Genomic DNA, 17,957 nt, shown 5'->3' on the forward strand with positions numbered 1-17,957 from the left:
GTATTTTAAAGTCCCAAAAGCCTTTCGACCCCAATTATTTACTTGCTACCCCTTGACAGTTCAAGACAGTATCTACAATTTTATTGACATTAGTACATTTTTATTTTTTAATTTGTCATGCCCTATCGTTACATTCTATTTTACAAACCCTATGATGTTTTAACTCAATTCACTGACAACTCCAGCGAAACTAAACGCAGCACTCTCAAAGACTATATTCCTATTCCTAACATTTATGCAGTAGGAAGGCTCGATCGCGATAGTGAAGGTTTGTTGCTGCTAACCGATGATGGGCCCCTTCAGCACCGACTCAGTGACCCGAAATTCGCTCATCCCCGCACTTACTGGGTGCAAGTTGAACGAATTCCTGATGCAAGTGCGATCGCCGCTTTGCAGACAGGTGTCACAATTCAAGATTATCGGACTCGATCGGCAAAAGTGCAATTATTGTTAGAAGAACCCGCTTTGCCGCCCCGCGAACCGCCGATTAGATTTCGCAAAAACGTGCCGACAGCTTGGCTGGAAATGACTCTCACAGAAGGCCGCAACCGTCAAGTGCGCCGGATGACCGCAGCAGTAGGGTTTCCGACGCTGCGGCTGGTCAGATGTGCGATCGGGCATTTGCGTCTCGAAGGCCTCAAACCCGGTGAATGGCGGGAACTAACTCAAGCCGATTTGAGATTTTAGATTTGAGATTTTAGATTGGGGAATTACAGTCAACCGCCTTGACATTTAGGACATTCTTGATATCTGAAACTATTACTGCGACTGCATTTCCCTTCTTCCTTCTTCCGACTTCCTTCTTCCTTCTTCCTTCTTCCTTCTTCCTTCTTCCTTCTTCCTTCTTCCTTCTTCCTTCTGCTTACTTTCGAGGCGGCAAAATAAAACTCTCGTTTCCATCCTGATCTTTTTGCACCTGAGCTCCCAACTTGACAAGAGCTTGTCTCGCCCTTTGACGCACCAACTTATCAGTTGTTTGAGCATAAACCGTGCTCCAAGCATTAAACCGCACCGGCACGCTATCGGGATCTCGGCGCAAAAACTCAGCAGTTGCTCGAAACCTCGGCGCCAATTGTGGCCCTTCCGGGGTTCCTTCCACCCAATCAGCGGTCATTTCGTGAGAGCGAATTGACTCGGGAATATCCCCCAACAGCAGCAACTCATCAATACCTTTAGTTCGCCACACTATCCACGATTGGGAATGAAGTTGCGGCGAAAGGGCAAGGGCGCTAGTACCGCGCTCTATAAACTCAACAGCAGTTTCAGGCTTTCCTTGATAAAAAGAAATAGCTGTGGAAAGAAACAGGTAGATGTCAGCCCACCGCGGGTCGCGTTGCGTAACTATGTCAAAATAATCTTGGCTCAGATTGTAGCCCGTTACATCTCGCGCTTCGTCGTCGCCAAAATACTGCAAAAATTTGAGAAATGTCCAATCTGCAATTAAATTGTCAAACCCAAAACTAGGGATTGTTTTGAGCATTTTTAGCCGCAGGGCTTCTTGCTGCGCTTCTTGCTGTGCGGCTTGCTTGAAACTGGCAGCAGACATTCCAGAGAGAGCCTTTTGCCCCTGAACGCCAACTGGGGACATTCCGCCCAACTGTCCGCTAGACTGCATGGCGACGACCCCCGCCAGCGCTGCTAGACCGATAGCTCCATTAAGGAGCAGGCTCAACCACTTACGCGAAAATTGTTCGATTTTAGCTTCCACGGCACTTTATAAATCCAAGTTTTAAATTAAGTTTATTGAAAGAGAGTAAGATTTGGTTGGCGATCGACTAAGAATCTCGTTAAACTGTCCAAAGGGATGGTGGAGCCTCCACACAATAGTTTAAGTAGTAGTGTGAGATTTTTTAGCAATATAAAATCTCAAATCAAAAATCTAAAATCGAATTGAGCCAAATTCAATGAATCAAGCCCGCAAACGCTTTTCAAAGTTACAGGCAGCCCTGTTCAGTGGGGCGATGGCAACAACCGCTTCGATATCTTTGCTCGTTCCCGGCCTGAGTCAATCAGTCCGCGCTGAGCTTCAAGATAGCCCCAAAGCTGTATTAGACGAAGCTTGGCAAATTGTCAACCGAGAGTATGTTGATGGCAGCTTTAACAAGACTGACTGGCAATTGACCCGCCAAGAACTGTTGAGCAAAAACTATACCTCTCGCGAAGCTGCTTACACCGCTCTCCGCAAAGCGCTAGAGAAATTAAACGACCAGTACACGCGCTTCATGGACCCGAAGCAGTACGAAGCGCTGACGAATCAAACCTCTGGGGAACTGACAGGGGTGGGGATGAGGCTGGAAGAAGACGAGAAAACGAAAGCGATTAGGGTAGTCGAGCCGATGGAAAATTCCCCGGCCCTGAAGGCAGGGATTCTAGCGGGCGATACGATTTTGGTGATTGACGGCAAAACTACCAAAGGCATGACTGTCTCGGATGCGGCTCAGGTAATTCGGGGCGACGAAGGTACGAAAGTCACGCTGCGGATTGCTCGTGAGGGCAAAAGCGAATTTGACATCACTCTGACTAGGGCGAGAATTGAGGTAGCCGCGGTTCGCTACAGCCTCAAGAATGAAGGCGGTAAGAATGTGGGTTACATCCGTTTACAAGAGTTTAGCTCCCACGCGGGCGAACAAATGGAGGTGGCGATTAAAAAGCTCTCGGCTCAGAAAGCTGACGCTTTTGTTTTGGATTTGCGGGGGAATCCCGGCGGTTTGCTGCGAGTGAGCATTGATATCGCTCGGATGTGGATGGATACAGGGGCGATCGTCCGCACAGTCGATCGCGCGGGCGATTCTCAGGAAATGAAGGCAAATCGCACTGCGCTCACTGACAAGCCTTTGGTGGTGCTCGTGGACGACAACTCAGCCAGCGCCAGCGAGATTTTGGCCGGTGCTCTCAAGGATAATAAGCGCGCAACTGTGATGGGCGGCCAAACTTTTGGCAAAGCTTTGGTGCAGTCGGTGCATTCTTTGGCTGACGGTTCGGGATTGGCGGTGACGATCGCTCACTACTATACTCCCAACGGTACGGATATCAGCCAGAAGGGGGTTACTCCCGATGTCAAAGTCGAAGTCACCGACGAACAAAAGCTGAAATTAGCTAACAAACCGATGTTGGTTGCGACTAAGGATGATCCTTGCTACGCGCAGGCGATCGCACTTTTGCGAACTACCGCTTCGTCTCCCCCTCCCGTAACCGCTAATGAGGCTCTTGTTCCTAAAAAGTAAGTAGTTGAAACCGTAATTTATTAACCATAAGGATTAAGATGAAGCCCGCGCCAGCGGGTTTTGTTTTTATGCTTATGGTTATGGGTTATATCATTTCCGGTTACACCTGAATGATGTTGACGGTTGACTGTTGACTGTTGACTGTTGACTGTTGACTGTGAACAGTGAACAGTGAACTCGGATTTACTATTCCGATGCTAACGGATTTGATATTATTAAGTAAATTTAGGTGATCAAATGTAAGATGCAGATGGTTGAAAAGCTTGCTCTCTCAGCATGATTCCTTCTTCCTTCTACTTAAGTTATTGGTGAATTTATAGCGGTTCTCAAAAAAGTGAGGTATGCCCTATGCCCTATGCCCACGGAGGCCTATGCCCTATGCCCATGAGTACCTCATATGAGAGCTCGAAAGGCTATATCTCCTTATTAAAGCACATTAGTGGGATGGGAATTTTTTAACCGCAGATGTCAGCGGATTAACACGGGAGCATCTCATATTTGCAAAAACACTTCTTTCTTCTTCCTTCTGACTCTTTTCTCCTGGCTCCTGACTCCTGACTCCTAATTCCAATTTCGAGCTTTGCTGCTTTCATTGAGATGCTCCCATTAACACAGATGCACGCTGATGGGATTTCTGACTTAATTAGTCATTCATGCGCCGGATAAACTCTAAGGGCAAACCGTCTGTATCGGCAATAAAAGCTACTTCGTAAACATTTTGCCCGATCGCCTGTTGAGTCGGTTCTAATAAAACTTTCAAAGCTTGAAACTGGTTTGGTTGGTCTTTAGCAGCTTCCTCAAACCGCTGTTTCAGAGACTGCAACCAACTAGGCAAGTCAGTTGTCGCCTCAGTTAAATCGAAAGATAAATGATAATATCCAACATAATGCTCGTCTCCGAAAGCATCTGGTGCGGGTTTTGGTTCCGGGATTTGAATTAATTCGATGCGTCCGTTGAGACCTTCCATCCAACAGGCTAGGGTGTAACCTGTGGTAAAGCGATCGCTCACAGTAAATCCCAACTGTTCGTAAAAGGCGATCGCCCGGTGAATGTTAGCAGTGCGAATCGAGGCGTGGTGCATTAGATTTTGGCAGTTGGCAGTTGATAGTTGGCAGTTGATAATTGTCAGTTGATAGTTGTCAGTTGATAGTTGTTATTAATCGGCTTTATGATTTGTTAATCATTAGTTACTTTATTTACTTATTACTGATAATTCCAGACTCAGGAATAAATTTAGTCAGTTAATTTCCTAATGACAACGGACAACTGCCAACTGTCAACGGACAACTGCCAACTGTCAACGGACTATTCAAACAACCGAAAATAGGGATATCTAATCGGAACTCCCGGCTCTTTTTCCAAATCAAAATTAATCACTTCCCAACAAGGGTCGTCTTGAGGATCGGGGCTAAAATCCACAGGCAAACCGTACAGCCTGGGCCGCGGCGATTCCGACTGACCTCGCCAAGGCGTGCTGCGTTCCAAATAAGCGCTGATTAAGTCCCGATAGCGTTGGGCAACGATCACGCGAGTTGCTCGGTAGCCTTGAGTATACAGTCGATCGAGGGCTTCGTGAATTTCAAACCGAATCCCGTCCGGGTGCGTGTGCTGGCGATACCATTCATTCTCCCAGCGGCGCCAGTGCCGCCCAGACTGAAGGTGAACCAGTTCCCCCGTTTTTGGATCTGCCTCAAATGCCCCGTGACGCGGACACAAATAGGTATCCGTGAGCGTTAGAGCCGGAATTGTTTGGCGACAGTGGGGACACTGAATTTCCGGGCCAAACATCGGGTATTGCAAGGCAACTTCAATCATTTATTTGCGTCCCAGCATATTTTCTCTGCAAAAGTCCCAAATACTTTTATTATATCCCGTATCAACAACCAGCTAATCTGCTAGAAGTATAACGATCGACCAACTAATGAGCAATCTCAACGAACATCTGTCTGCACCTCCTTCCTATTTGCCCAGGCCTGATCTATCCCAAGCGGCTTTTGTCGCCCCAGGCGCTGTTGTGATCGGCAGGGTTGAGGTGGCTGCAGGCGCTAGTATCTGGTACGGGGCGGTGGTGCGGGCGGATATAGAGCGAATTGCGATCGGCTCAAGTACCAATATCCAAGATGGAGCAATTCTGCACGGCGATCCGGGGAAACCGACTGTTTTGGAAGATTTCGTGACAGTGGGACACCGAGCCGTGATTCACTCAGCTTACATTGAACGGGGCTGCCTGATCGGGATTGGGGCGATCGTCCTGGACGGAGTGAGGGTGGGAACTGGCTCTATCGTCGGTGCAGGGGCTGTTGTCACCAAGGATGTTCCCCCTCACACGCTAGTTGCGGGAGTGCCTGCCAAACGCCTGCGGGATGTCTCTGAGGAAGAAGTTGCGGAGTTGGTGGAACACGCTAAGCGTTACGAAAAGTTGGCTCTGGTTCACGCGGGGAAAGGTTCTGATTTGGGATTTGATTAGTTGAGGGAATTTTGAGAATATTTCTTGTCCCCCCCTTATTAAGGGGGGCTAGGGGGGATCTCCGGGTTAGTTTTATTTGACAAGAATGCTAAAGTACAGTAATTAAAATAAAGCAAAAAACTATTAGTTTCCAATGGCTTACACTGCGCCAAAAATCTTAACTTTTGAAACATTCCTCGATCGATATTGTGACAACTTCCGCTACGAGCTCGCTGACGGAGAATTAGTTGACATGGAACCCACAGGCCCCCACGAAACCGTCAGCGGTAAACTAGCAACTCAAATCGGCATCGCCATCGCAGCCGAAAAACTACCTTGGTTCATTCCCCGCACTTGTTTAATCCGTCCATTCTCAGATGCAGCTACTGCCCGCCGTCCCGATATTGTCGTGTTAGATGAAACCGCTATTGTCAGCGAACCTCTCTGGGAAAGAGAACCTGTGATTACGCTGGGACGATCTATTAAATTTGTGGTAGAAGTCGAGCGATTTTAGATTTTAGATTTTAGATTTTAGATTGGAGAATTGATGAAGCCGACGAACCAGAAACCAATTGCTTGATAGTCAACAATCAACAGTCAACAGTCGAGCGATTTTAGATTTTAGATTGGAGAATTGATGAAGCCGACGAACCAGAAACCAATTGCTTGATAGTCAACAATCAACAATCAACAGTCGAGCGATTTTAGATTTTAGACTTGAGATTTTAGATTGGAGAATTGATGAAGCCGGCGAACCAGAAACCAATTGCTTGATAGTCAACAATCAACAGTCAACAATCTTCGGAAAAATCGGGGTTTGTTCGAGCGATAAAAGTTTAAAATTAAATAAAAAAATTGTCAAGCTCGATCGAGCGCTAAGATTAATCACATGAATAACGATCGCACATCCAATCCAAACATCCCCCCGCACACCTGGAAACGTCCCATCGGCCTCGGTTGGGAGAATCCCTATACAGTCCGCTACGCAAGCAATCTCGACGACGGCCCCTGGCACGGAATGCCTCTGGGTGGGTTCGGTGCCGGCTGCATCGGGCGATCGTCCCGCGGCGACTTCAACCTCTGGCACATTGACGGCGGCGAGCACATTTTTCGCAGTTTGCCCGCTTGTCAGTTCAGCGTTTTTGAAGAAACTCAAGGCAAGAAACAAGCTTTTGCACTGTCCACTGAACCGCCTACCGATGGCAGTTTATCTAGTTGGAAATGGTATCCATCGGAAGGAAGAAGGAAGAAGGAAGAAGGAAGTTCGGCAGCGGATTTTGTAACGGATGGAACGGATAGAATACACCAGGATGAAGGGAGAGGGGTAAAGTCTAATTCTGGTACTTATCATGCTTTGTATCCGCGCAGTTGGTTTGTTTACGAAAATGTGTTTGAGGCTCAATTAAGCTGCGAGCAATTTTCGCCAATTTTGCCGAACAATTATCAGGAAAGCAGTTACCCAGTAGCCATGTTTGAATGGGTGGCGCACAATCCTACAGATGCGCCGATTACTCTCAGCATCATGCTGACTTGGGAGAATATTGTTGGTTGGTTTACTAATGCCAACAAGTCGCCGAAAGTGATGGTTCGAGATGATGGTAGTCCATTTTATGACTATCAACCCCGGTGGGGAGAAAGTGCCGGAAATTTGAATTTGTTGGTGGAAGATTTTCACCGCATCGGTTGCGTGATGACGCGGTTGACTGCTGAGGAGGAACCGCAAGAGGGGGATGGACAATGGGCGATCGCAACTATTACTAATCCGGCGGTAGAAGTATTCTATCAAACTCGCTGGAACCCGGCGGGGAATGGCGAGGATGTTTGGCGCAACTTTTCTGCTGAAGGTTTCTTGTTGGATGACAAAGACGAGACAGCCGCAGCAGCAGGAGAACAGTTGGCTTGTGCGATCGCAGTTCGCTTTACTATTCGACCGGGAAAAACTCGCAAAATTCCCTTTATTATAGCTTGGGATTTGCCCGTTACTGAGTTTGCATCGGGAGTTTGGTACTACCGCCGCTATACAGATTTCTTCGGCCGTAACGGCAAAAATGCTTGGCCGATTATTCGCACTGCAATGAAGCATTCCGATACTTGGCGCGAAAATATTGAAGCTTGGCAAAAACCCATTTTAGAACGGAAAGATTTGTCAGACAGTTTTAAAATGGCTTTGTTTAACGAGTTATACGCCCTCACAGACGGCGGTACTCTTTGGAGTGCGGCTGACGAACGCGATCCCAAGGGTCAATTTGCGGTTTTGGAGTGCATTGATTACCGCTGGTACGAAAGTTTGGACGTGCGGCTTTACGGTTCTTTTGCTTTGTTGATGCTGTGGCCTGATTTGGAAAAGTCGGTGGTTCTAGCGTTCGCTAGGGCAATTTCTGCAGGAGACGATACGCCGAGAATTATTGGCTGGAATCAAGCTTCGGCTATTAGAAAAGCTGTGGGTGCGACGCCACATGATTTGGGTGCTCCTAACGAACATCCTTGGGAGAAAACGAATTATACTAGCTATCAAGATTGCAATTTGTGGAAGGATTTGCCTTGCGATTTTGTGTTGCAGGTTTATCGGGATTTCCTGTTGACTGGCGGTACAGATTGCGAGTTTTTGCAAGAGTGTTGGCCGGCAATTGTTGAGGCTTTGGCTTATCTGAAAACTTTTGATGAGGATGGGGACGGAATTCCTGAGAATTCGGGAGCACCGGATCAGACGTTTGATGACTGGCAAATGCGGGGAATAAGTGCGTATTGCGGCGGTTTGTGGTTGGCGGCGCTGGAGGCTGCGATCGCGATCGGCGAAATTTTGGAAGATGCAGCACCGGAGATAATTCCTAACCCTCAAGCAAAGATAGCATTATATCACAGTTGGCTGCTACAAGCAAGACCCAGCTATCAAGAAAAACTGTGGAACGGTCAATATTACCGTTTGGATAGCGAGAGTAATTCCGAAGTGGTGATGGCCGACCAACTGTGCGGTCAATTTTACGCGAAACTGTTAGGATTGCCGGATATTGTGCCGCCAGAATGTGCAGCCAGTGCTTTAGAAACTGTGTATGAATCTTGCTTTTTGAAGTTCAATGAGGGGGAGTTCGGTGCGGCGAATGGGGTGATGCTGAACGGTTCGCCGGAAAATCCCAATGCAACTCATCCTTTGGAAGTTTGGACGGGGATTAATTTTGGGTTGGCCGCTTTTTTGGTACAGATGGGAATGGAGGAGAAAGCATTTAAATTGACGGATGCGGTGGTGAAGCAGATTTATGAAAATGGGTTGCAGTTTCGCACGCCGGAAGCGATTACGGCGGGGGGGACTTTTCGGGCAAGTCACTATTTGCGGGCAATGGCAATTTGGGCAATTTACGGGGTGTTGACCAATTTTAAATAGGGAAAAAGGTATATAGCCTTTCTCAGAAAGATGAGGTACTCATGGGCATAGGGCATAGGGCATGGGCATAGGGCATAGGGCATAGGGCATAGGGCATGGGCATAGGGGTTGCCCCCATACCTCACCACGCTTGAGAACCGCTATATATTACCTGGTGAATCCCACTAAAATTTCAAAAATTTAAGCCTTCACCCATATTTTTAGCAAGGAAAACGGTTAATTCAACTATCAATAAAATTGACCGTAAAATTTTTTCTTGTGCGAGTAAGACATTAATGTTTCATGGTAAAATTTTAGGATAGCTAAAGTTTGAGTATGAAACAGCCCTCGGAAGCAAGCGGGATCGAACTCGGCTATAAACAAGAGAGAAAAAGGATTTGAGGCGATTGTTGACACCAATGCAGTGCAGACCTTACCCGTATATAATTTGGAGTGATAGCCAATTTCAAGATAAAATAGAAAAATGTCAAATCCTTTGCTTTCCCTCAACTACGAACCAGCCCTCGAATCCCTCGGCGGCGACTATTTTGATGAAGTCCCTGCGGCCGATTTTCCGCAGCATATTCTGCGCTTCCGCAACGACAAATTATTGCCGATATTGGGTTTAGACCCCGCACAAGTAACCGACCAACATTTTATTGAAGCGTTCGGCGAATTTCACTGCGTCCGCCCCTTTCTCGCGCTTCGCTATCACGGCTATCAATTCAACACATATAACCCCAATTTAGGCGACGGTAGAGGCTTCTTATACGGCCAAGTTCGCGGGACTGACGGCAGACTTTACGACTTCGGTACTAAAGGTTCCGGCCGCACTCCCTACTCGCGGGGCGGTGACGGTAGACTCACTCTCAAAGGGGGAGTCCGCGAAGTTTTAGCTGCGGAAGCTTTGCATCGATTGGGAGTTCGGACATCTCGCTGTTTTAGTTTAGTTGAAACTGGGGATGCTTTGTGGCGGGGCGACGAACCCTCTCCGACGCGATCGTCCGTAATGGTGCGTTTCAGTCTTTCTCACATCCGGTTTGGAACTTTTGAAAGATTGTACTATATCCGCCGCCCGGATTTAACTAAAAAACTTTTAGATTTTGTTATTGAATATTACTACCCAGAACTGCATTTAGAAGCAACCAATGCGGGTATTTCGCCGCAGGAAAAGTACGCCCTGTTTTATGCAGATTTAGTCAAGCGAGTAGCTGAATTAGTCGCTCAGTGGATGGCGGCAGGATTTTGCCACGCTGTGCTGAATACTGATAATATGTCGATTAGTGGAGAAAGTTTCGATTACGGGCCTTTCGCTTTTATCCCAACTTACAAGCCGGAATTTACAGCAGCTTATTTCGACCATTACGGTCTGTATTGTTACGGCAATCAACCGTTGATTTGTAGGGACAATTTAGAGAAGCTTCAGCAACCGCTATCAGCGGCGATTCCTCAAGCTGATATGGATGCGGGTTTGGCAAAGTTTGGCGATTATTATAATGCAGCTTATCGGCAGTTGATGCTCAAGAGATTGGGATTTGAGGATTTGCCAGAAGCTGAGGGAGATGAGTTGTTGAAGGTGACAATTAAAATGCTGGCGGAGTCTCAAGTCGGCTATCACGATTTCTTTTTTGAACTGCGAAGACAGTTCGATCGCACTTGGCGAGATGATGCTAGTCTAATTTTTGCTGAGGCGGAACCGGCGGACTTGATAGCACCTTGGCGACAGTTTTATTATCACGTTTTGCAAAGTTTGTCGGCGGATGATATGGATCAAATGGCGGCCAGGTTGCTCCGGCACAATCCCGAACAATCGCTGTTGAGACCGACGATTGAGGCTGTTTGGGAGGCCATTGCTATTGAGGATAATTGGGAACCGTTTTATGAATTGGTGAAGAGACTTCAAAATTATTAAAGGGAATGGGGCATGGGGCATTGTTGACTGTTGACTGTTGACTGTTGACTGTTGACTGTTGACTGTTGACTGTTGACTGTTGACTGTTAACTGTTAACTGTTAACTGTTAACTGTTGACTGATGACTAACAACTAACAACTAACAACTGACAACTGACTACTTGAGCTTTTCAATCTCAAATTGTGCATCTTTATAACCCCCAGTAAGTCCTTGATCGAGAAACATTTTGCCGGCTTTTTCTAAATCGCTAATTGCTCCTGCTTTGTCTCCCAATGAGCGCCGAACCATACCTCTACCGTAGTAAGCAGCAGCATAATTCGGGCTGATCCGAATAGCTTGCACGTAATCTGCGATCGCACTATTGTAATTCTTTAACTCCTGATAAATCTTAGCCCGATTGGCGTAAGCTTCAGCATTGTTGGGATTGAACCCGATTGCTGCTGTAAAATCTGCGATCGCCCCCTGCGCGTCACCCCCTGCGCTGCGAGCTAAACCACGATTGTTAAAAGCATTAAAATCATTCGGATTCACTGTCAGCGCTTGAGTGCAATCAGCAATTGCTTTCGGATAATCCTTCAAATTTAAATAAGCAATGCAGCGATTGTTGTAAGGAACCCCATCCTCCTCGCTCAGCGAAATTGCCTGAGTGCAATCGTCAATTGCCGCTTGATGCGCTCCCAAATTCAACTGCGTGCTGCAACGATTAGCGTAAGCATCTCCACTCTTGGGATCGATCGCAATTACCTGAGAATAATCCGCCAGAGCTCCCTGATAATCTCCTAGGTGAAAGCGAGCTCTCCCCCGACTGTAAAAAGCATCAGCATTCTTAGCATCAAGTTTAATTGCTTCAGTATAATCTCCAATCGCCCCCTGCAAATCTGCGCTCCCAGCGCGAGCCAATCCCCGCGAATGATAAGCTTTAACAAGGTTCGGCTGCAACCGAATTACTTCGGTAAAATCCTGAATAGCCGCCTTGTAATCTTGCATTTCTAAATAAGCAACTCCTCTTTCATAATATGTATCAGCATCATTGGGCTGGAGATTCACAGCTTGAGTGTAATCCTCAATCGCCCCGCCCTTGTCGTTAAAATCGTGACGGGCTAGCCCGCGGTTAAAATAAGCCTGAAAATATTTAGGATTGAGAGCGATCGCCTGAGAATAATCCGCAATTGCTTCTTGATACTTTTTTAAATCATAATTAGCATTTCCCCGCCAATAAAAACTCTCCGCATTGTTAGGATTCAATTGAATTGATTTATTAAAAGCCTGCAAAGCTGCCTCCGCATCTTGATTGCGAGACTTTTCCACTCCCTGCTCGTAATATTCCTTAGCTTTAATCGGATTCGGGCGTCTCCAATAACTAAACAGAAATAGCAGAACTATCGCCGCCCCGAAGCCCGCCAAAATCATCAACCAAAATCGACTTCCCAAACGTGACGAAAAACTATCCGAAGACAGTAACCTCGGAGAAATACTTTTCTTGTGAGCCTTATTCCCCGGTTCTTGGCGGTGTCTCAACTTGCGGATAGCTACCAAAACTTCCTCAGCAGATTGATAGCGTTTGCCAAATTGGTGACAGACCATTTTGTCAATTATATTGGCTAATCCCACAGAACATTGAGTTCGGTTTCGCCACACAATCTCCCCCGTGTGAGAAGGACTCGGATCTTGCAATTTGGGCAAATCCGTACCGGGCAAACCCGTGATAGCTTGGACGGCCATCATCCCGACTGCATAGATGTCGCTGCTAAATTGCGGGTTGCCTTGAAATTGTTCGATCGGCATATAAGCCGGAGTTCCAGTAGCAATGGTGCGCGGAAATTCTGTATCGTGCTCGCTGACTTGATTTGCAACTTCTTTAACCGAGCCGAAGTCAATTAAAACTAATTTGCCGTCTGGTTTGCGGCGGATTAAGTTGGAGGGATTAACATCGCGGTGAATCACTCCCTGAGAGTGTACGAAGGCGAGAAGTTGTAACACTTCTTCTAGCAGATCCAGCACTCGTTCTTCCCGCCAAGGTTGACCGGCCACAATTTCCCGATTTAGGGCGTGTCCGGGCACAAATTCTTCTACGAGGTAGAATTGATTTCCTTCTTCAAAATAAGCGAGTAAAAATGGAATTTGATCGTGTTTTCCCAGCTTTTCTAATATTTCTGCTTCTTGTTTAAATAAGCGGTAAGCTGTTTTGAGAACTGTGGAAGTGTTGCTGGGAGGGCGAAGTTGTTTGACTACACATTGAGGGTGGCCAGGACGGCGAGTATCGACAGCTAAATAAGTTTGTCCAAAAGCTCCTGAACTGAGAATTTGCACTACCCGATAACGCCTGTCTAAAAGTTGACCAACCATGTTCATATCTATATTTGAGAAGTGGTAACGGGGAGTTGGTAATTGGGAATTGGTAAGGGGGAATTGGTAAGGGGGAGTTGGTAAGGGGGAGTTGGTAATTTGGCCTTCTTCCTTCTTCCTTCTTCCTTCTTCCTTCTTCCTTCTTCCTTTTTTTTGTAACATCTGATTGATGAGTAATAGTTTATTTAGGGTCGTTGATTTGCGCTTGTGCGTTTTGGAAACCATCGGCTCTTCCTTGTTCGAGAAAGAGGGTGGCAGCTTTCTGAAAATCCTCGATCGCCCCAGCACGGTCTTTGAGTTGGCGGCGGACGAGGCCACGGCTGTAAAAAGCGCTAGCATTGTTGGGGTTGAGCCGCAGTGAGTGAGCGAAATCCTCAACTGCTAAAGGGTAATTTTTTAGTTCTGAGTAAATAGTACCGCGATTGCTGTAAGCTACTGCATCGCTAGGATTGAGTCGAATTGCTTGAGTAAAATCTTCTAAAGCTCCCTGCTTGTCTCCCGAAGCCGATCGAGCTAATCCTCGATTGCTGTATGCTTTGGGATTGTTGCCGTTGAGTCCGATCGTCAAACTGCAATCTTCGCTAGCCTTTTGAAATTGTTTTAAATTCAGATAAGCAATGCAGCGGTTGTTGTAAGCTGCTTCATCTTTTGGAGCGAGGCGAATTGCTTCGGTGCAATCTGCAATCGCTTTGTCGTAGGTGGCCAAATTCAAGTAAGCGCTGCACCGATTGGTATAAGCATCAGCGAGATCGGGTTGCAATTCGATCGCCTGAGTATAATCTTCCATCGCTCCTTGATAATCTGCCAGATTAAACCTGGCTCGACCACGACTGTAGTATACGCCAGCTTGTTTGGGGCTAATTTGAATGGCTTGAGTAAAATCTGCCATTGCTCCTGTTTTGTCCCCTGCTGCCGATCGAGCTAAACCCCGATTGCTGTAAGCTGTAGCATCGTTGGGACTGAGCCGAATTGCCTGAGTGTAGTCTTCTATTGCTGTGCGGTAGTCGCCCAAATCGTAGTAGGCTAAACCCCGCTGAGAGTATGCCTCACCGTCGCTGGGATTGAGTCGCACTACTTGGGTGAAATCTTCCACGGCCCCCCGCTTGTCGCCGATGTCGAGGCGGGCCATACCTCGATTGTAGAGAGCTTTGCTGTGGCTAGGATTGACTTTAATTGCTTGCGTGTAATCCTGTATTGCTTGCTCGGTTGCGCCCATGTCGTAGCGAGCGTTTGCCCGCTTGTAGTAAGTTTCCGCATCGCTGCCATTCAGGGCGATCGCTTGAGTATAATCAGCGATCGCGCCTGTTGTGTCACCTTGCTGCGCCTTGATAACGCCGCGGGCTAACAATTCTTTTGACCTCGCCGGACTTTGACTGTGCCAAAAGTAAATTATCAGTGCCGTCAAGATTAAAGCTGCCGCTGTTGCAGCCAACAGCAGGAGTTTGGTTTGGCTTTGTCTTCGCGGTTGACTCATAGCGTCCGTGATGATTGTGGCTGGCGGCGGCTCAACCTCCAATTTTACGGCGATTTGTTTGAGGTCTGCTAAAACTTCGGCGGCCTCTTGATAGCGTTCCTCGCAGTCGGGGCGCACCATGCGATCGATAATATCTGCTAGGGCTGCCGAACAAGTTGCCCGGTTTCGCCAGGGAATTTCGTTTTTGTTGTTTTTTAAGGCACTCAGTTCGTTGGGTGAGAGTCCTGTGACGGCAAGCTGGGCGATCGTACCTAGAGCGTAGATGTCGCTATTGTAACGGGGGTTGCCGCTCAATTGCTCGATCGGCACGTATAAATCCTGAGCCGCCAAATCCTGTTTTTTTGCCTCATGCCGTTTAACAGAGTTCGGGGAAGTTTGCGACAACAAATGACAGTTAGCAAGTTCCGGGTTAATTTCTTTGTCTAAGCTAAAGTCAACCAAGACAAATTTGCCGTCTGACTCGCGCCGGATCGCTCTGTCTGGTTGAATTCTGCGGTGAATAAAACCCTTCTCGTGTATGAACACCAAAATTTCTAATATTTCTGATAGCAGACCAATTACTTGGTCTTCATCCCAAGGTTCACCGGGTATTAGTTCTTGACTTAAAGGTGAGCCGGCAATAAATTCTTCAATTAAGTATAAACTTTGATTTTCCTCAAAATATGCCAATAATTCGGGAATTTTGTCGTGTTTTCCCAATTTTTCAATTATTTCTGCGTTTCTTTGAAATAAAACTTTGACTAATTCTGGAGTTTGCGAACTTGTGCCGGGGAGTCGCATTTCTCTAACCGTGCATTGCGGATACCCGGGACGGTGAGTATCTGCTGCTAGATAAGTTTTTCCCACCTCACTTGAGTCTGTGACTTTAATGATGCGGTAACGTCTGTCTAGAAGTTGACCAATCATGCTTTGCCCTCTACCCTGTCAATGTCCCATTATTGCATGAAATCAGGATAGCTCACTGTGGTGTCAAACTTTTAGCTATTGATTCCGGTGTGCCAAGCAGCCGAAGAAATCGCCAGTAGTAGGACTACAGGTGCTGGCAATTTAAAGGCTATCGCCCCAACTTTGAGCCTTGTCTGAATTTGAGCAGTCCAGGACGCAGTGTTAAAAGCCGGGATGCAGTATTTCCGTAAAAAAAAACAATTTCTGCGTCGAGGACTATAGCATTAAGATTAGTCCCAGTCTGCTGCCCATATCGGTTGACTGTAGATGCAAAGCGTGAACTTATAGTATAATTTAGTAACCGAGCAACAGATGAGTTAAAATGAACGTACAACTGGTTGACTCCCTAATTCAAGTTATCTTATCTCTCTCTGCAGACGAACAATTAGCGATTACGGACAAATTACTAGAAAACATCCCGTACCCTTCGACTCAGGAACTTATGCAGCTTGCTCAAAGCGGTGGCGGTTTTGACTTTTTGCATGACGAACCTGATATTTACACAATAGAAGATGGAGAACCTATTGCGTGACACTAAAAAAAGTAAAAGTTAGGCATTTGAATGCAATTAAATCATTTTGACTAAAACTAAAAATTTCAATTAATTGCTATATAAATATTCTTCCTTGTTCCTTCTTCCTTCTACTTAGAGTAATTAAAAATGGCTGAATCACTAACAAAAGGAGGAACGATCGCAGCGATCGCCACTGCCATAGTTCCCCAACAAGGCAGCGTCGGCATTGTGCGAGTTTCCGGTTCCGCAGCCTTAAAAATTGCCGAAACTTTGTTTTGCGCCCCAGGACGGCAAATATGGGAGTCTCACCGCATTCTTTACGGTCACATCCGCCACCCCAAAACTCAAGAATTAGTCGATGAAGCTTTGCTGCTAATCATGAAAGCGCCCCGTTCTTTTACTCGCGAAGATGTGGTGGAATTTCACTGTCACGGCGGTATTATGGCCGTGCAGCAAGTCTTGCAGTTGTGTTTGGAAAATGGGGCGAGATTGGCGCAGCCGGGAGAGTTTTCGCTGCGGGCTTTTTTGAACGGGAGGCTTGATTTAACTCAAGCTGAAAGTATCTCAGATTTGGTGGGAGCAAAATCGCCTGCTGCTGCACAAAGTGCTTTGGCTGGTTTGCAGGGAAAATTAGCGCAGCCAATTCGCAAATTGAGAACAACTTGTTTGGACGTGCTGGCAGAAATTGAGGCAAGAATTGATTTTGAGGAAGATTTGCCGCCTTTAGATGAAGCTAAAACTTCTTTGGAAATAAATCATGTTTTGGAGGAATTGTCAACAATTTTGGCGACGGCAGATCGTGGAGAATTGTTGAGAACTGGTTTGAAAGTAGCGATTGTTGGGCGGCCGAATGTGGGAAAATCAAGTTTGTTGAATGCGTGGAGCCGGAGCGATCGGGCGATCGTCACGGATTTGCCCGGTACGACGCGGGATGTGGTAGAGTCGCAGCTAGTTGTGGGCGGAATTCCGGTGCAGGTGCTCGATACGGCCGGCATTCGAGAAACCGAAGACAAGGTAGAAAAAATTGGCGTTGAGCGATCGCGCGCAGCAGCAAAACAAGCCGATTTAGTGTTGTTGACAATTGACGCGCAATCTGGTTGGACAGAGGAGGATTCGGAAATTTACGAACAAGTAAAGCACCGCCAGCTAATTATAATTATCAACAAAATTGACCTAGTAAAAACCATCGCCGAACTACCTTTTTCCTCAGAAATTCACCGTATAGTTACCACAGCCGCCGCCATCGATCGAGGCATAGAAGACTTAGAAACAGCAATTTTAGATGCTGTCAGCGGGGGGAATTTGCAAGCAGCAAACTCAGACTTAGCAATCAACCAGCGACAAGCAGCGGCGTTAACTAAAGCTAAAATTTCTCTGGAACAATGTACAGATACTATTAGCAATAAATTGCCTTTAGATTTCTGGACAATAGATTTGCGCGGTGCAATTCAAGCATTGGGAGAAGTTACGGGCGAAGAAGTGACAGAATCAGTGCTCGACAGAATATTTAGCAGGTTTTGCATTGGCAAATAGCAATAGGAAAAGAGTAAATTAAATAGGTAAGCTGTTTCGCATTTAAGTTGTATTTTTAGGGCGGGCGGGACGCCCACTCCACAAGAATTTCACTCTTTGTGGAACACCGAATTTCACTGTTTGTGGAACAGGCATCTTGCCTGTTCTGTTGTATTTTTAGGGCGGGCGGGACGCCCAACCCCTACTCCCCACAAGAATTTCACT

At 46.7% G+C, this 17,957-nt stretch carries 15 protein-coding genes; 9 read left to right on the plus strand and 6 right to left on the minus strand.

The genetic code is table 11. The features are described 5' to 3' along the window. Nucleotides 1-117: 117 nt before the first annotated feature. A complete protein-coding gene (locus tag QUB04_RS07685) occupies nt 118-687 on the plus strand; it encodes an rRNA large subunit pseudouridine synthase E (protein ID WP_333283004.1) in 570 nt (189 codons plus the stop codon). A gap of 72 nt (nt 688-759) precedes the next feature. Here QUB04_RS07685 and QUB04_RS07690 read toward each other — a convergent pair whose 3' ends face one another. Both QUB04_RS07690 and QUB04_RS07695 read right to left on the minus strand, forming a co-directional pair. Next, nucleotides 760-900, minus strand: coding sequence for a hypothetical protein (locus tag QUB04_RS07690; RefSeq protein WP_333283007.1), 141 nt, complete (start codon nt 898-900; stop codon nt 760-762). Beyond that, the gene (locus QUB04_RS07695) at nt 863-1,708 is read right to left on the minus strand and encodes a hypothetical protein (protein WP_333283011.1); all 846 of its coding nucleotides are present in this window, start codon (nt 1,706-1,708) and stop codon (nt 863-865) included. The genes QUB04_RS07690 and QUB04_RS07695 overlap by 38 nt, the downstream gene beginning before the upstream one ends. 196 nt (nt 1,709-1,904) lie before the next feature. On the opposite strand from QUB04_RS07695, the gene ctpB reads away from it, so the two are divergent. Beyond that, entirely contained in the window at nt 1,905-3,224 is a 1,320-nt protein-coding gene (gene ctpB / locus QUB04_RS07700; protein ID WP_333146750.1) for a carboxyl-terminal processing protease CtpB, read from the plus strand. A gap of 643 nt (nt 3,225-3,867) precedes the next feature. Here the strand turns inward: ctpB and QUB04_RS07705 are convergent. Together QUB04_RS07705 and QUB04_RS07710 are read right to left on the minus strand one after the other, a co-directional pair. Beyond that, a complete protein-coding gene (locus tag QUB04_RS07705; RefSeq protein WP_333146752.1) occupies nt 3,868-4,305 on the minus strand; it encodes a VOC family protein in 438 nt (145 codons plus the stop codon). 224 nt (nt 4,306-4,529) lie between these two features. Beyond that, nucleotides 4,530-5,039, minus strand: a complete 510-nt coding sequence (locus tag QUB04_RS07710) for a TIGR02652 family protein (protein WP_333283014.1) — start codon at nt 5,037-5,039, stop codon at nt 4,530-4,532. A 106-nt stretch (nt 5,040-5,145) separates the two neighbouring features. Here QUB04_RS07710 and QUB04_RS07715 point away from each other — a divergent pair, with 106 nt between their 5' ends. From QUB04_RS07715 to QUB04_RS07735, 5 genes are all read left to right on the plus strand, one after another. After that, nucleotides 5,146-5,691 (plus strand): gamma carbonic anhydrase family protein, encoded by a 546-nt coding sequence (locus QUB04_RS07715; protein ID WP_333283017.1) that lies wholly within the window; start codon nt 5,146-5,148, stop codon nt 5,689-5,691. A gap of 133 nt (nt 5,692-5,824) precedes the next feature. Beyond that, nucleotides 5,825-6,184 (plus strand): Uma2 family endonuclease, encoded by a 360-nt coding sequence (locus QUB04_RS07720; RefSeq protein ID WP_333283020.1) that lies wholly within the window; start codon nt 5,825-5,827, stop codon nt 6,182-6,184. Between the two features lie 148 nt (nt 6,185-6,332). Next, the gene (locus QUB04_RS07725; RefSeq protein ID WP_333283023.1) at nt 6,333-6,563 is read left to right on the plus strand and encodes a hypothetical protein; all 231 of its coding nucleotides are present in this window, start codon (nt 6,333-6,335) and stop codon (nt 6,561-6,563) included. Beyond that, the gene (locus QUB04_RS07730) at nt 6,560-9,049 is read left to right on the plus strand and encodes a GH116 family glycosyl hydrolase (RefSeq protein ID WP_333283025.1); all 2,490 of its coding nucleotides are present in this window, start codon (nt 6,560-6,562) and stop codon (nt 9,047-9,049) included. The genes QUB04_RS07725 and QUB04_RS07730 overlap by 4 nt, the downstream gene beginning before the upstream one ends. A 463-nt stretch (nt 9,050-9,512) precedes the next feature. Then, nucleotides 9,513-10,940: a protein adenylyltransferase SelO family protein gene (locus QUB04_RS07735; RefSeq protein ID WP_333283028.1), complete on the plus strand. Its 1,428-nt coding sequence runs from the start codon at nt 9,513-9,515 to the stop codon at nt 10,938-10,940. A 157-nt stretch (nt 10,941-11,097) separates the two neighbouring features. On the opposite strand, the gene QUB04_RS07740 is transcribed toward QUB04_RS07735, so the two are convergent. Further along, nucleotides 11,098-13,512 carry a tetratricopeptide repeat protein gene (locus QUB04_RS07740; protein WP_333283031.1) on the minus strand — a complete coding sequence of 805 codons (2,415 nt, stop codon included), beginning with the start codon at nt 13,510-13,512 and terminating at the stop codon, nt 11,098-11,100. After that, nucleotides 13,469-15,667, minus strand: coding sequence for a tetratricopeptide repeat protein (locus QUB04_RS07745; protein WP_333283034.1), 2,199 nt, complete (start codon nt 15,665-15,667; stop codon nt 13,469-13,471). Before QUB04_RS07745 ends, QUB04_RS07740 begins: the two co-directional genes overlap by 44 nt. Before the next feature lie 361 nt (nt 15,668-16,028). On the opposite strand from QUB04_RS07745, the gene QUB04_RS07750 reads away from it, so the two are divergent. Both QUB04_RS07750 and mnmE read left to right on the plus strand, forming a co-directional pair. Beyond that, the gene (locus QUB04_RS07750) at nt 16,029-16,238 is read left to right on the plus strand and encodes a hypothetical protein (protein WP_333283038.1); all 210 of its coding nucleotides are present in this window, start codon (nt 16,029-16,031) and stop codon (nt 16,236-16,238) included. 129 nt (nt 16,239-16,367) lie between these two features. Continuing rightward, nucleotides 16,368-17,753 (plus strand): tRNA uridine-5-carboxymethylaminomethyl(34) synthesis GTPase MnmE, encoded by a 1,386-nt coding sequence (gene mnmE, locus QUB04_RS07755; RefSeq protein ID WP_333283041.1) that lies wholly within the window; start codon nt 16,368-16,370, stop codon nt 17,751-17,753. Nucleotides 17,754-17,957: the final 204 nt, after the last annotated feature.

It is taken from the genome of Microcoleus sp. D2_18a_B4 (genome assembly GCF_036702475.1).
GTDB lineage: Bacteria > Cyanobacteriota > Cyanobacteriia > Cyanobacteriales > Microcoleaceae > Microcoleus.

What these genes read in the sequence shown, in the direction of transcription:
- QUB04_RS07685 (WP_333283004.1), top strand. Translation starts at nt 118, where the DNA reads ATGCCCTATCGTTACATTCTATTTTACAAACCCTATGATGTTTTAACT.
- QUB04_RS07690 (WP_333283007.1), bottom strand. Translation starts at nt 900, where the DNA reads ATGGAAACGAGAGTTTTATTTTGCCGCCTCGAAAGTAAGCAGAAGGAA.
- ctpB (WP_333146750.1), top strand. Translation starts at nt 1,905, where the DNA reads ATGAATCAAGCCCGCAAACGCTTTTCAAAGTTACAGGCAGCCCTGTTC.
- QUB04_RS07705 (WP_333146752.1), bottom strand. Translation starts at nt 4,305, where the DNA reads ATGCACCACGCCTCGATTCGCACTGCTAACATTCACCGGGCGATCGCC.
- QUB04_RS07710 (WP_333283014.1), bottom strand. Translation starts at nt 5,039, where the DNA reads ATGATTGAAGTTGCCTTGCAATACCCGATGTTTGGCCCGGAAATTCAG.
- QUB04_RS07715 (WP_333283017.1), top strand. Translation starts at nt 5,146, where the DNA reads ATGAGCAATCTCAACGAACATCTGTCTGCACCTCCTTCCTATTTGCCC.
- QUB04_RS07720 (WP_333283020.1), top strand. Translation starts at nt 5,825, where the DNA reads ATGGCTTACACTGCGCCAAAAATCTTAACTTTTGAAACATTCCTCGAT.
- QUB04_RS07730 (WP_333283025.1), top strand. Translation starts at nt 6,560, where the DNA reads ATGAATAACGATCGCACATCCAATCCAAACATCCCCCCGCACACCTGG.
- QUB04_RS07735 (WP_333283028.1), top strand. Translation starts at nt 9,513, where the DNA reads ATGTCAAATCCTTTGCTTTCCCTCAACTACGAACCAGCCCTCGAATCC.
- QUB04_RS07740 (WP_333283031.1), bottom strand. Translation starts at nt 13,512, where the DNA reads ATGGTTTCCAAAACGCACAAGCGCAAATCAACGACCCTAAATAAACTA.
- QUB04_RS07745 (WP_333283034.1), bottom strand. Translation starts at nt 15,667, where the DNA reads ATGATTGGTCAACTTCTAGACAGACGTTACCGCATCATTAAAGTCACA.
- QUB04_RS07750 (WP_333283038.1), top strand. Translation starts at nt 16,029, where the DNA reads ATGAACGTACAACTGGTTGACTCCCTAATTCAAGTTATCTTATCTCTC.
- mnmE (WP_333283041.1), top strand. Translation starts at nt 16,368, where the DNA reads ATGGCTGAATCACTAACAAAAGGAGGAACGATCGCAGCGATCGCCACT.